Origin of the sequence: Caballeronia choica, assembly GCF_001544535.1 — a bacterium.
GTDB classification, from domain to species: Bacteria; Pseudomonadota; Gammaproteobacteria; order Burkholderiales; family Burkholderiaceae; genus Caballeronia; species Caballeronia choica.
On the sequence record NZ_FCON02000001.1, the window covers coordinates 20,058 to 34,207 of the forward strand.

General features: G+C 65.1%; 8 protein-coding genes and 3 tRNA genes. 1 reads left to right on the top strand and 10 read right to left on the bottom strand.

The annotated features are described in order from the left end of the window. Window positions 1-22: 22 nt before the first annotated feature. The 10 genes from AWB68_RS00090 to AWB68_RS00135 form a co-directional block, all read right to left on the bottom strand. Complete coding sequence (locus AWB68_RS00090) at window positions 23-973, bottom strand: DUF1571 domain-containing protein (protein WP_087642335.1); 951 nt, start codon at window positions 971-973, stop codon at window positions 23-25. A gap of 99 nt (window positions 974-1,072) precedes the next feature. Next, window positions 1,073-2,821, bottom strand: coding sequence for an AMP-binding protein (locus AWB68_RS00095; protein ID WP_087642336.1), 1,749 nt, complete (start codon window positions 2,819-2,821; stop codon window positions 1,073-1,075). A 76-nt stretch (window positions 2,822-2,897) separates the two neighbouring features. Continuing rightward, window positions 2,898-4,208 (bottom strand): acetyl-CoA C-acetyltransferase, encoded by a 1,311-nt coding sequence (locus AWB68_RS00100; RefSeq protein ID WP_087642337.1) that lies wholly within the window; start codon window positions 4,206-4,208, stop codon window positions 2,898-2,900. Between the two features lie 58 nt (window positions 4,209-4,266). Then, entirely contained in the window at window positions 4,267-5,166 is a 900-nt protein-coding gene (locus tag AWB68_RS00105) for a MaoC family dehydratase (RefSeq protein WP_087642338.1), read from the bottom strand. Continuing rightward, window positions 5,163-6,593: a 3-oxoacyl-ACP reductase gene (locus AWB68_RS00110; RefSeq protein ID WP_087642504.1), complete on the bottom strand. Its 1,431-nt coding sequence runs from the start codon at window positions 6,591-6,593 to the stop codon at window positions 5,163-5,165. The genes AWB68_RS00105 and AWB68_RS00110 overlap by 4 nt, the downstream gene beginning before the upstream one ends. A 4-nt stretch (window positions 6,594-6,597) precedes the next feature. Then, on the bottom strand, window positions 6,598-9,102 hold the full coding sequence (locus AWB68_RS00115) for an acyl-CoA dehydrogenase (protein ID WP_087642339.1): 2,505 nt from the start codon (window positions 9,100-9,102) through the stop codon (window positions 6,598-6,600). Between the two features lie 189 nt (window positions 9,103-9,291). Then, entirely contained in the window at window positions 9,292-10,512 is a 1,221-nt protein-coding gene (locus tag AWB68_RS00120; protein ID WP_087642340.1) for an MFS transporter, read from the bottom strand. 338 nt (window positions 10,513-10,850) lie between these two features. Beyond that, window positions 10,851-10,937 (bottom strand) — tRNA-Leu (locus tag AWB68_RS00125). Window positions 10,938-11,065: 128 nt separating this feature from the next. Further along, window positions 11,066-11,152 (bottom strand) — tRNA-Leu (locus AWB68_RS00130). Window positions 11,153-11,280: 128 nt separating this feature from the next. Further along, window positions 11,281-11,367 (bottom strand) — tRNA-Leu (locus AWB68_RS00135). A 224-nt stretch (window positions 11,368-11,591) separates the two neighbouring features. Here AWB68_RS00135 and rnr point away from each other — a divergent pair. After that, entirely contained in the window at window positions 11,592-14,063 is a 2,472-nt protein-coding gene (gene rnr / locus AWB68_RS00140) for a ribonuclease R (protein ID WP_200828599.1), read from the top strand. Window positions 14,064-14,150 lie beyond the last annotated feature (87 nt).

Sequence of the window (14,150 nt, forward strand, 5' to 3'; positions counted from 1 at the left end):
GCCTGACAAAGCGCTTCCGGGCTCAAAAACGATAGTCGGGGTTGTGCGGATCGAACGTCAGATCATCGAAGGTTTTAGGCACGATTTCCTGAAAGACGATGCTTTCGAAGATATTGCCGTCGTTGTCGAACGATTCGGCCGAGCGGAAGTAGGGCCGATGCAAGTCCAGCCCGAGGATCTCCTTCTTCGCATAGAACTCGGGCTGGCCGATCGGCGTTTCGTAAGTGAACGCGACAACCCGCTCCCCTTCGATCGTCTTCACTTCGATCCGGCTCGGTCGCGTGACGCCGGCGTCAGCGAACTTCTGGCCCTCCGCGAGAAACTGCCGCGTGATGTATTCGACGCCGAGATCGCGCACCGAATGATTCGACTGCGCCCGCGCGAGCGGGCCATGCAGCGACGCCCACATCGGCACGACGCCGAGCACGCCGCCGAGATGCCCGTAGATCTGGTCGGGGCGTTTCGAATCGTCGTAGATCAGTTCCTGGCCTGCGTGCGCGCCGTCGGGCAGCCACTTCGCGTAGATGCGCAGCGGGTCGCGCGTAAGGCGCACGAGCATGTGGTCGGGCCGGTTCGGCCATACGCCGCGGATGCGCTCGCGCCGCACCAGCGTGAATTCATACGACGCGTAGCCGTTCGGTCCTTGCCTTAGGTAATGCGGCAGCGTGAGCGGATCGAGCGACTCGAAGAGCGTGACGAGTTCCGCATCGGGCATGCTCGCGAGCAGGCCGCTGCGCGCGGCGCGCGATAGCCAGCGGACCTGCTGGTCGAGGGCGAGCGTGCCGGCTTGCGAGGCGGGTATTGTCGGCGGGGAGGGCGCTCTTGCATCGAGCGCGGGTGCGGCGTTTGAAGTCGCGGCCGACGCGGGCAGCGCAATGGTGGGCGTCTGTGCATGCACTGCGGTGAAACATAAGCTGGCGCAAGCGAGCAGAAGGGTTCCTGGCAACGACGATCGATGGCGCGCATGCGGCATGAAGGGATTCTCCGTGACCTGGATGGTGCTGTGTTGAATACACCGTTTGACCCGCTCAGGCTTCCATGCAAAAACGGTGTAAACACCACGCCACACCCTCTAGCCCTTCACTTTGGCCGCTTCCGCGTCGCGCAGTTCACGACGAAGTATCTTGCCAATGTTCGATTGCGGCAGCGAGTCGCGGAATTCCACGACAGCAGGCACCTTATAGCCCGTCAGATGTATACGGCTGAACGCGATCACTTCTTCCGCGCTCAACGACTTTTCGCGGGGCACGACAAACACTTTCACACGCTCGCCGACCACCGGATCCGGCACGCCGATCGCCGCGACCGCGCGCACCTTCGGATGCATCGCGAGCACGTCCTCGATCTCGTTCGGGTACACGTTGAAGCCCGACACGATGATCATGTCCTTTTTGCGGTCGATCAGGCGGATGAAACCCTGCGCGTTCATTACGCCGATGTCGCCGGTCGCGAGCCAGCCGTCCGCGCCGATGACTTTCGCCGTCTCTTCAGGCCGGTTCCAGTAGCCTTTCATCACTTGCGGACCTTTCACGCACAGTTCACCCGGTTCGTCGATGCCGGCCCAGGAACCGTCGTCGCGGCGCATGCGCACGAGCGTCGAGGGCGCGGGCAGGCCGACCGAGCCGTCGAATTCCTTCTGGTGCTTCAGCTCGATGGGTGTCATTGCGACGATCGGCGAGCATTCGGTGAGCCCGTAGCCTTCGATGATCGGCTGGCCGGTGACTTCGCGAAAACGGTCCGCGACGGCCTTCTGCGTCGCCATGCCGCCCGCCATCGCGAGCTTGAGCCGGGAGAAGTCGCGGCGGCAAAATTCCTCGTTGTCGAGCAGCGCGCTGTAGAGCGTGTTGAGCGCGGTGATGCTCGTGAAGGTCTCGTGGCGCAGGATGCGCATGACGCGCTTCGTGTCGCGCGGATTCGCGATCAAGATGTTGCGCCCGCCGATGCCCATGAAGATCAGCGCGTTCACCGTCAACGAATAGATGTGATAGAGCGGCAGCGGCGTGAGCACGGTTTCGATGTCGCCTTTGAGTTGCTCCTCGGCCCACGCCTTCGCCTGCAGCAGGTTCGCGATGACGTTGCGATGCGTGAGCATCGCGCCCTTCGCAACGCCGGTCGTGCCGCCGGTGTATTGCAGGAACGCGATGTCGCCCTGTCCGACGCGTACCGGTTCGAGCTTGCGCTTCTTGCCGCTCGCGAGCGCATCGAGCAGCCGCACCGCCTGCGGCAGCTTGTATTCGGGCACCACCTTCTGCACATGGCGCAGCATGAAGTTGAGCGTATGGCCCTTCACGTTGATGCTGTCGGACAGCAGGTCGCCGAGCGCGGTCACGACAACGTTCTTCACGCGCGTGCCCGGCAGCGCGTCCTGCAGCGTCTTCGCGAAGCTCTCGAAGACGACGATCGTCCGCGCGCCGCTGTCCTTCAGTTGATGCGCGAGTTCGCGAATCGTGTAGAGCGGATTGACGTTCACGACGATCGCGCCCGCCAGCAGCGTGCCGAACAGCGTGACGGGATATTGAAACGTGTTGGGCATCATCAGCGCGACGCGGTCGCCGGGCTTCACGCCGAGGCCCTGGAGATAGGCGGCGAACGCACGCGCCTTGCGGCCGAGCGCTTCGTAAGTGAGGTTCGAGCCGACGCTCACGTAGGCGACGCGCTCGCGATAGCGCTCGACGCATTCGTCGAAGAAATGCACCAGCGAGCGATAGCGCGACAGGTCGATGTCATGCGGCACGCCGGGTGGATACGACGCGTACCAGATACCGTCGGTGCTGTGCGGATCGGACGCGCCCGGACGGGGCGGCACCTCTGCCGGATTCATCTGCTGTCTCCATTGACGCGGTGTTCTCGCATCGTGGTCCACGGCTCGAAGCCGCGTTGAGTAGTTGTCTGTGCGCCTATCGTTCCAGGATCGCGACGACGCCCTGGCCGCCCGCCGCGCAAATCGAAATCAGGCCGCGCAACGGACGGCCGTCGCCGCGAGCGGGTGCCTTCGCCAGCATCTTCGCCAGATTGCCGACGATGCGCCCGCCGGTCGCGGCGAACGGATGGCCCGTCGCGAGCGAACTGCCGTTGACGTTCAGCCGCGCGCGATCGACCGGGCCGAGCGGTCCGCCCAGACCGAGCCGGGTGCGGCAGTATTCGTCGTCTTCCCAGGCCGTCAGCGTGCACAGCACCTGCGCGGCGAATGCTTCGTGGATCTCGTAGAAGTCGAAGTCCTCTAGCGCGAGCCTGGCGCGCGTCAGCATGCGCGGCACCGCGTAGGCGGGCGCCATCAGCAAGCCTTCCTTCTGGTCGACGTAATCGACGGCGGCCGTCTCCGAGAAGCTCAACCACGCGAGCACCGGCAGATTGCGCGCGGCGGCCCATTCCTCGGACGCGAGCAGCACGACCGAGGCGCCGTCGGTGAGCGGCGTCGAGTTGCCGGCGGTGAGCGTGCCGGCGTCGCGATCGAAAACCGGCTTCAGCGCGGAGAGCTTGTCGACCGTGATGTCGGGACGCAGGTTGTTGTCGCGCGCGAGGCCCTTGTAGGGCGTCATCAGGTCGTTGAGAAAGCCGCGATCGTAGGCGGCCGCGAGCTTCCGATGACTCTCGCACGCGAGTTCGTCCTGCGCCTCGCGGGCGATCTTCCAGCGCTTGGCCATCAGTTCGCAATGCTCGCCCATCGAAAGCCCCGTGCGCGGCTCGGCGTTGCGCGGCAACTGCGGCTTGAACAGCATGCCGGGCCTGAGCTTCGCGAGCGCGCCGACGCGTTGACCCGCCGAACGCCCGCGATTCGCTTCGAGGAGAATCTTGCGCATGCGCTCGTTCACGCCGATGGGCGCATCGGATGTCGTGTCGACGCCGCCCGCGATGCCCGCGTCGATCTGTCCGAGCGCGATCTTGTTCGCGACGAGGATCACCGCTTCGAGCCCGGTGCCGCAGGCCTGCTGCACGTCGTAGGCGGGCGTTTCCTTCGCGAGCGTGGTCGACAGAAGTGCCTCGCGCGTGAGATTGAAGTCGCGCGAATGCTTGATGACCGCGCCCGCCGCGACCTCGCCGAGACGCAAGCCGTGCAGGTCGTAGCGGTCGATCAGGCCCTGCAGCGTGAAGGTCAGCATGTCCTGGTTCGACGCGGTCGCGTACGCCGTATTCGAGCGCGCGAACGGAATCCGGTTGCTGCCGACAATTGCGACACGGCGCACGACGGGAAGGGCGGAGGCAGTCATGGCTCAGGTCTCGTCGGTTGGCGCGCTGGCGCGCAGGCGGGTCGGCACGCTTCAGGGTTCATGGCAGTTCCCATTCGAACTGTCCGCGCAGATGCGGCTTGTCGCCCGCCAGATCGCGCACCTCGAAGTCGCGCTTCGTCGGCGCGGGCGCCGCGCTCCAGAGCGTGGTGTCGGCGGGCAGGAAGATCGGCAGCTTGAAGTCGCCGTGCGCGACGGCCGTAGCAAGCGCTTTCGACGGATGCAGCGCCGCGAGGGTGCGCCCGAGCGTCCACATGCCGTGCGCGATGGCGCGCGGAAAGCCGAACGCCTTGGCGCTGAGCGCGTGCAGGTGGATCGGGTTGAAGTCGCCCGACGCCTTCGCGTAGTCGCGACCGAGTTGCGCCGGCAACTGCCAGCGCGCTTCGCGGGCGAGCAAGGGCGCGGGCGTTCTTGCGTCGGCGGGAACCGCGCTCTGGCCGCGCGCGCCACGCTTCAGGTACACGCTGTCGCCGTCCCATACCGCTTCGCCGCGCCGGTAGATCCGTGTATGCAGCGTGAATGCCTGGCCTTTTTCGTGCGCGACGAGCCCACCGCTTTCCACTTCGACGCGCAGGCTCTGGCCGGCCGAGAGCGCGCGCCGCAGACGCACGGTATTCGCCAGATGCACCAGCCCGACCGCGGGCCACGGGAACGCCGGATCGGTGAGCAGCATCAGGTGAAGCGGAAACGCGAGCACATGCGGGAAGGTGAGCGGCACGCCGTGCTCGGGGATGAAGCCGCACACGCGCGCATAGCGGCCGATCTGCTCGGAGTCGAGCACGACGTCGGGCCGCACGAGCCGCAGCGCCGGCAACTCGGCCGACGCGTGCGGCCGCTTGAAGAGCCCCGGCAGCGCGCGCCCATAGAGCTTCGCGGGCGGCGGCAATACATCGACCACGACCGTGCGCGCGCGCTGAGTCGAAAGAGCCTGCATCGTCATGCTCCGATCAGGCTCTGGCCGCACACGCGCACCACGTTCCCGCTGATGCCGGCCGATGCGGGATTGGCGAGCCACGCGATCGTCTCGGCGACATCGACCGGCTGGCCGCCCTGGCTCATCGAATTCATGCGGCGTCCGGCCTCGCGGATGGCGAGCGGAATCCTCGCGGTCATCTGCGTTTCGATGAAGCCGGGCGCGACCGCGTTGATCGTGATGCCGCGTGCGCGCAGCACGCTCGCCATGCTTTCCACGCGCCCGATCACGCCGGCTTTCGAGGTGGCGTAATTGGTCTGCCCGAGATTGCCCGCGATGCCGCTGATCGACGACACGCCGATGATCCGCCCGCCTTCATGCAGCACGTTCTGCGCGAGCAACGCATCGTCGATGCGTTCTTGCGCCGAGAGGTTGATGTCGATCACGCTGTCCCACGCGTCCTGCGCCATCTTCGCGATGGTCTTGTCGCGCGTGATGCCGGCGTTGTGCACGACGATGTCGATGCCGCCCATCGCCAAGAGCGCCGACGCGATCTCGGCGGGCGCTTCGGGCGCGGCGATGTCGGCGAGAAGCGCGGCGTGTGCGCCGCCCGAAGGCGACGCGTCTTCGATCGCGAGCATCGTCTGGTCGAGCGCGTCGCGGGCTTGCGCCACGTCGAGGCCGATCACGTGCGCGCCCTGGGCTGCGAGCACGGCGGCGATCGCGGCGCCAATGCCGCGCGCCGCGCCCGTCACCAATGCGCGTTTGGCAGCCAGCGGCTTGGTCCAGTCGGCGGGCTTTTCAACGGGCACAGCCGCGATGCGCACCACTTGTCCCGACACATAGGCCGAACGCGGCGAGAGAAAAAAGCGCAAGGTCGCTTCGATGTCGGCGCCTTCGGCCACTTGCAGCAGGTTCGACGAGATACCGCCGCGCGCCTCCTTGCCGAGCGAACGCGTCATGCCTTCGAGCGCGCGCTGCGCGGTCCACGCGCGCGGGTTCGCGCACGCTTCGGGCGGCCGCCCGAGCACGATGATCCGGCCGCTCCTCGCAACCGAGCGCAGCGCGTCGTGAAAGAAGCCATACAGCGACGCCAGATCGCTGCTGTCGGCGATGCCGGTCGCGTCGAAGAGCAGCGCCTGCACGCGATCGCTCGCGACCGAGTCGCGCGCGTGCGGCTCGAAGCGGCCGCTCATCGCGCCGTGCCGGTTGGCAACCGGCAGCCAGCCGTGCGCGCTCTCGTGCGCGACGCTCGTCATGCCGATCGCGTGGAGCACATCGACCAGCGCGTCGAAGAGCGCCGGCGACGGTCCCGCGCCGATCGCGGCCATGCCGCCGAATTCGGGCTGGTCCGCGCGATGGCGACGCAGCACTTCCGGCCTCGGCAAGCCGATAGAGCGAGCGACACCCGCACCGAACGATGAATTCACGAAGTCGAGATAGCGGTCTTTCATGATCTCAGGCAATGACCTCTTCCGGTTCTTGCTGGAGCGCTTGCAAGCGCCGTTGCAATGCTTCGAGCATACCGAAATCGGCGGGGAAGTCATCGACCTTCACGACTTCGGTGCCGTAACGCGCGTAGTCGGCGAGCACCTGGCGATCGTTTGCGTCGATCAGGCCGCGCTGTCCGGCGTCGGCGGCCCAGGTTTCGAGTTCGGGAAAGCTCTGCGGCATCGCCGGCAGCGCGCCGGACTTGACCGCATCGCGCAGCTTGCGCTCGATCTCCGCGTAGCGCGGATTGAGCGCGAAGGCCAGTTCGCCATAGCCGAGCGGATCGGCGTCGGCGGACGGCGCGTAGGAATCGGCGATCAGGCGCTCGCGCGCCTCGCCCGGCGTCTGCATCAGCTCGGCGATGGCGCTCGCGAGCGCGTCGCGCGGCACGCGATGCCGCATGCCGAACGGAAAGGCCAGTGCGCGCACGATGCCCGCCGCCGCGCGGTGCGGATAATTGTCGAGCACGCCTTCCAGCGCGGCGTGCGCTTGCTGCAGCGCATCCTCGACACCCCAGCGCACGAGCGGCAGGTCGCTCTCGGGACGGCCGTCGTCCTCGAAGCGCTTGAGCGTCGCGGAGATCAGGTAGAGCTGCGAAAGCACGTCGCCGAGCCGCGCCGACAGCCGCTCGCGGCGCTTCAGTTCGCCGCCGAGCACGAACATCGAGACATCGGCGAGCAGCGCGAACGCCGTCGAGAGACGCGTGGCCGCGCGATAGCAGGGGACGAGGCGCGCATCGGCGCGCGTCGGCTTCGGAATCAGCGCGCTGCCGCCGAATGCGAACACGAGGGCGCGCATCGCGTTCGACGCGACGAAGCTCGCATGGCCGAAGAACGCGGCATCGAAGTCGCGCAGCGCTTTCGCGCGGTCGGGCTCGCGGGTCGCGGCCATTTCCTTCAACACATACGGATGGCAGCGGATCGCGCCTTGTCCGAAGATGATGAGGCAGCGCGTGAGAATGTTCGCGCCTTCGACGGTGATCGAGATGGGTATCTGCTGATAGGCGCGCGCCAGGAAATTCGACGGCCCCATGCAGATGCCCTTGCCCGCGACGACATCCATGCCGTCGTTGATGACCTTCCTGGCACGCTCGGTGATGTGGTATTTGGCGATCGCCGAGATCACGGACGGCTTTTCGCCGAGGTCGACCGCCTGCGCGGAGAGCTTTCTCGCAGCGTCCATCACGTACAGGTTGCCGCCCATGCGGCCGAGCGCTTCCTGCACGCCCTCGAACTTACCGACGGCGGTGCGGAACTGCCGCCGCACGGCGGCATATGCGCCCGTGCCGCGCACCGCGAGCTTCGCCATCCCGACATTCGACGACGGCAGCGAAATCGCGCGGCCCGCCGCGAGGCATTCCATCAGCATGCGCCAGCCGTTGCCGACCTGCGCGCGCCCGCCGATCACCCAGTCGATCGGGATGAAGACGTCGCGGCCCCAGTTCGGGCCGTTCTGGAAGACCGCGTTGAGCGGCCAGTGGCGTCGGCCGATGTTGACGCCCGGGTGGCTCGTCGGGATCAGCGCGCAGGTGATGCCGGGTTCATCGTTCGCGCCGAGCAGGTGATCGGGATCGAGCGCGCGAAAGGCGAGGCCGAGCACGGTCGCGATCGGTCCGAGCGTGATGTAGCGCTTGTTCCAGGTGAGCCTGAAGCCGAGCGTCTCGCGGCCTTCATGCAGCCCCCGGCAGACGATGCCGATATCGGGAATCGCGGCGGCATCCGATCCGGCGTACGGGCTCGTCAGCGCGAAGCAGGGGATTTCGTCGCCGCGCGCGAGGCGCGGCAGATAGTGGTTCTTCTGTTCCTCGGTGCCGTAGTGCATCAGCAATTCGGCGGGGCCGAGCGAGTTCGGCACCATTACCGAGACGGCTGCGGCCGAGCAGCGCGTCGAGAGTTTCATGATCACCTGCGAGTGAGCGTAGGCGGAGAACTGCCGGCCGCCGTACTGCTTCGGGATGATCATGCCGAGGAAGCCGTGGTCCTTGACGTACCGCCATGTTTCGGGCGACAGGTCCTGCCAGACGGCGGTCGTGTCCCAGTCGTTGGCGAGGTCGCAGAGGCGCGTGCATTCGTGGTCGATGAAGTGCTGTTCTTCCGGCGTGAGCTTCGGCGGGCCGTGGGCGAGCAATGTGTCCCAGTGCGGCCGGCCGGAGAAGAGGGCGGCGTCCCACCAGACGGTGCCGGCTTCGATGGCGTCGCGCTCGGTCGGGGACATCTCGGGGAGGATCTTGCGGAAGACGTTGAGGACGCGTTGGGTGAGGAGCGTTCGGCGCAGGGGTTTGATCGCCAGCACGAGGGTGGGGACGACGAAGAGCAGGGTGAGGAGGGTTGTCGCTATCGGGCCTGTGATGCCGGCGAGCCAGCCGATAGCCACCCATGTGATCGTCCACGCGAGCCACGCAATGGCGCTTGCCTGCATGTAGACGAGCGCGCCACTCACGACGATGAAGGCGACCACGAAGCCTGCTGTCATGTCGGTTCCCCTTTTGCGGTGTCCTTTTGTTGTTCTACTACAGAACTGGTGCGAGAGTGCGGCAGGGGATCGTCTTGGAGGCCCTGTAGTCGGTCAACTGAATTATTCCTCTAGTCCGTGTGAGCGTTCAAAACGCCGAAAGGCGCCCGCGGGCGCCTTTCGCTCGTACCGTTCACGCCAGATGGGCGCCTACGTCGTCGCTCCCACCCCTTGCGCCGACTGCGTCATATCGATCCCCCTCCGCTCTCGACTAAACAGAATAAGCGCGGCGATCACAACCGCCACCGTCCCCGCGACGATCGCCATCGCCATGCCGTAGTTGTTATCGTGGCTCACCGCGATCGATGCCTGCATCGTCGCGTTGATCGAAGCCAGCAAGTTCCCCAACTGATACACAAGCCCCGGAAATGTCGCGCGAATCTCGTCGGGCGAAATCTCGTTCAAATGCACAGGAATAACACCCCACGCGCCCTGCACGGAGATCTGCATCAAAAACGCCCCTGCCGCCAGCGCGACCGGCCCGCTCGAAAACGCCCACAGCGGCAGCACCGGCAACGCGATCAGCGACGCGATGAAAATCGCCCAGCGCCGCCCGATCTTCTCCGACATCGAGCCAAAGAACAGTCCGCCGACGATCGCGCCGATGTTCAGCACGATCGTGATCAGCGAGACCGTGTGCGGGTCGAAGTGATGCTGCTCGCGCAGGAACGTCGGATAGAGATCCTGCGTGCCGTGCGAGAAGAAGTTGAACGCGGTCATCAGCACGATCGCGTAGACGGAAAGCGCCCAGTTCTGCTTGAGCGTCTTGATGAGTCCGGGGCGCGGGCGCTTTTCCATCGCCGTGAACGCGGGCGATTCGGGTACGTGCGCGCGCACGTAGAGCACGAGCAGCGCGGGCGCGACCCCGATGAAGAACATGCCGCGCCAGCCGACGTACTGATAAAGCACGCCGAACACGATCGACGCGAGCAGGTAACCGCTTGGATAACCCGCTTGCAACAGCCCCGAGACGAAGCCGCGCGATTTTGGCGGCACGGTTTCCATCGTGAGCGCGGAGCCGACGCCCCATTCGCCGCCCATCGCGATGCCGAAGAGCGAGCGCAACACGAGCAGCGTCATCAGGTTCGGCGAGAGGCCGGAGAGCAATTCCAGCAGCGAGTAGCACGCGATGTTGATCATCAGCGTCGGACGGCGGCCGAACTTGTCGGCGAGGCGACCGAAGATCAACGCGCCGATGGGACGCATCGCGAGCGTGAGCGTGATCGCGAATGCCACTTCGGGGATATTCGTATTGAACTCGGCGGCTATGTCCTTCAATACGAAAACCATCAGGAAGAAATCGAATGCGTCGAGTGTCCAGCCCAGATAGGCGGCAATCGTCACGTTTCTTTGTTCTCGCGTCCAGCTCATCGCCCGGGTCTCCCGTTCAATTGATTTGACTGAATAGCGATGCGGCCGACGAGCCAATACGGACCGGCCGCACAGGATGCCCGACTGAGCGGGCACGAGCGAGTGTACGCCGGTGTTTAATAAGCTGCTGCCGAAGCGGACGGCGTTCAGCATTAACCCGTATCGCGCCCGGGATAATCGATTCGATTATCCCGTCGGGCAATGAATTTGAAAGCTGGTCGAATTAATTCCGTATTGGAAATTTGCGCCGCAAAAACAAAAAACCCCACGAACGAAGTTCTATGGGGTTGATCGCTTGCTGCTGTCTTGCTGCTTTTACTGCCACTGCTGAAGGACCTTGGTGCCCAGGAGAGGACTCGAACCTCCACGATGTTGCCACCGCTAGGACCTGAACCTAGTGCGTCTACCAATTCCGCCACCTGGGCCAAGGGGTACAGCGAGCCAGCTATTGTATCGAGTTGTGAAACCGTGTCAATCGTAAGAAGCGTCGACGACATCGAAGCTCCCGCACAAAATGAAAGAGCCACCCGAAGGTGGCTCTTTCAAAACATCTTGGTGCCCAGGAGAGGACTCGAACCTCCACGATGTTGCCACCGCTAGGACCTGAACCTAGTGCGTCTACCAATTCCGCCACCTGGGCCAAGGGGTACAGCGAGCCAGCTATTGTATCGAGTTGTGAAACCGTGTCAATCGTAAGAAGCGTCGACGACATCGAAGCTCCCGCACAAAATGAAAGAGCCACCCGAAGGTGGCTCTTTCAAAACATCTTGGTGCCCAGGAGAGGACTCGAACCTCCACGATGTTGCCACCGCTAGGACCTGAACCTAGTGCGTCTACCAATTCCGCCACCTGGGCAAGGTGCGTGTGCAGCAAAGAACGTAATTATATCGGGCCCAATCGCCCTGTCAAGCATTTTGAGATTCGGCGGAGGATCTCGCCCCGGGCCACGCCGGGCCGGTCTGCAAGCCCCGTGTAGCCTCGATCACGGGTGTTAGAATGACCCGCAGATATAGCCCGCTTGGGCGTTGGCTATCCCACCGCGACGTCCAGTCCAACGAGAAGAAATCATCGATAAGCCCTTGAGCAAATATCCCTATCCGATACCGAGCCGCGAAGAAATTCTCGGCGTGTTGCGCACGAGCGAAGCACCGCTCGCTGCAAACGACATCGCCGAGGCTCTGTCGATCAAGCGCCAGGAGCGCGAAGGATTTTTCAAGCGACTGGGCGCCATGGAGCGCGACGGGCAAATCCGGCTCGACAAGCGCGGCCATTATCAGCTCACTCATCCTTCCAATTTCGTCGCGGGCCGCGTGCAGGGCCATCGCGACGGCTTCGGCTTCCTGATTCGCGACGACGGCCAGGACGACCTGTTCCTGCCCAACGGCGAAATGCAGAAGGTGATGCACAACGACCGCGTGCTGGCGCGCATCGTCGGCTATGACCGGCGCGGGCGGCCGGAAGGGCATATCGTCGAGGTCACGGACCGCGCGAACAAGCGCATCATCGGCCGGCTCATCAACGAGAACGGCGCGCTGATCCTCGTGCCGGAAGACAAGCGCATCGGCCACGACATCCTCATCACGCAGAATCCGAAGAAGGCGAAGGTCGGGCAGGTGGTGTCGGTCGAGCTCACCGATTTCCCGAGCCGTCATTCGCAGCCGCTCGGCCGCGTGGTGGAAGTGATCGGCGATATCGACGATCCGGGCATGGAAATCGAAATCGCGGTGCGCAAGTACGGCGTGCCGCACGAGTTCAGCGACGCGGCGCTCGCCTCCGCATCGAAGCTGCCGGACGAAGTGCGGCCCGCGGACATCCGTCATCGGGTGGACTTGCGCGACGTGCCGCTCGTCACGATCGACGGCGAAGACGCCCGCGACTTCGACGACGCCGTCTACTGCGAGCCGATGAACGTCGGACGCGGCACGGGTTTCCGGCTGCTGGTCGCGATCGCGGACGTTTCGCACTACGTGCGCCCGAACGAGCCGCTCGACGTCGATGCGCTCGATCGCAGCACGTCGGTGTATTTCCCGCGCCGCGTGATTCCGATGCTGCCGGAGAAGCTGTCGAACGGGCTGTGCTCGCTGAATCCGCAAGTGGACCGCTGCGTGCTGGTCTGCGACATGGTCATCACCGCGCGCGGCGAGATCAAGGCGTACCAGTTCTATCCGGGCGTGATGCACTCGTCGGCGCGGCTCACGTACACCGAAGTCGCGGCCGTGCTGACCAACACGAAGGGACCGGAAGCCGCCCGCCGCGCCGACCTCCTGCCGCATCTCCAGAACCTCTACGGCGTCTACAAGTCGCTGCACGCGGCGCGCCAGAAGCGCGGCGCGATCGACTTCGATACGACCGAGACGTACATCGTCTGCAACGCGCAGGGCAAGATCGAGCAGATCGTGCCGCGGCATCGCAACGACGCGCACCGGCTGATCGAGGAATGCATGCTCGCCGCGAACGTCTGCGCGGCGGACTTCCTGAAGCGTCACAAGCATCCGGGGCTGTATCGCGTGCACGCGGGCCCGACGCCGGAAAAGCTCGAGAACCTGCGCGCTTTCCTGCGCGGCGTCGGGCTCACGCTCACGGGCGGCGACAAGCCGCACGCCAGCGATTACGCCGCGCTGATGGCGCAAGTCCGCGACCGGCCCGACGCGCAGATGCTGCAATCGATGGTGCTGCGCTCGATGCAGCAAGCCGTCTACAGTCCGGACAACATCGGCCACTTCGGTCTCGCGTATGAGGCGTACGCGCACTTCACGAGCCCGATTCGCCGCTATCCCGACCTGCTCACGCACCGCGCGATCTACGCGATCCTGCAGGGCAAGAAGTACCAGCCGGCCGTCGGCCACGACATTTCGCTCAGCACGGGTCTCACGAAAGCCGCGCGCGAAATGCAGAAGTCCGACGACGAATCGCGCAGCCGCTCGCGCAACAACGTCGCGATCTGGGAAGAACTGGGGCTGCATTGCTCGTCGAACGAGCGGCGCGCCGATGAAGCCTCGCGCGACGTCGAAGCGTGGCTCAAGTGCTATTTCATGCGCGACAAGCTCGGCGAGGAATACGGCGGCATGGTGAACGGCGTGACGTCGTTCGGCATCTTCGTGCAGCTCGATTCGCTGTTCATCGAAGGGCTCGTGCACGTGACCGAACTCGGCGCCGACTACTTCCAGTACGACGAGATCAAGAACGAACTGCGCGGCGAACGCACGGGCATCCGCTACCGGATGTCGGATCGGGTGCGCGTGCAGGTGAGCCGCGTCGACCTGGATTCGCGCAAGATCGATTTCCGGCTCGTGCGCGATACGCCGGTGAAGCCGCCGTCGGGCCGCATCGCGGCGAGTACGCCGGAGCACGCGGGCAATGTCGCGGCGGCGGGGCCGCGCGTCAGGTCGATTACCGCCGACGAAACGCCCAGCACGCGGCGTCGCGGCGGCAGCAAGCGAGGCGCATCGGCCCTGGCGGCGACGGCGAGCGACAGCAACGGCGTCGCGAAAAAGCGCGGCGTGGCGCCGAAGTCGGCGTCGCAGGGGCGGCTCGCGCGCAAGAAGCGCTAGGCGCCGGGCCGGGCTGTTTTAAGCGTCGCGCGTCATTTCAATCTGCGCGGCCCGATGCGCGATGGCGCCTCGGGCCGCGTTTTGGTT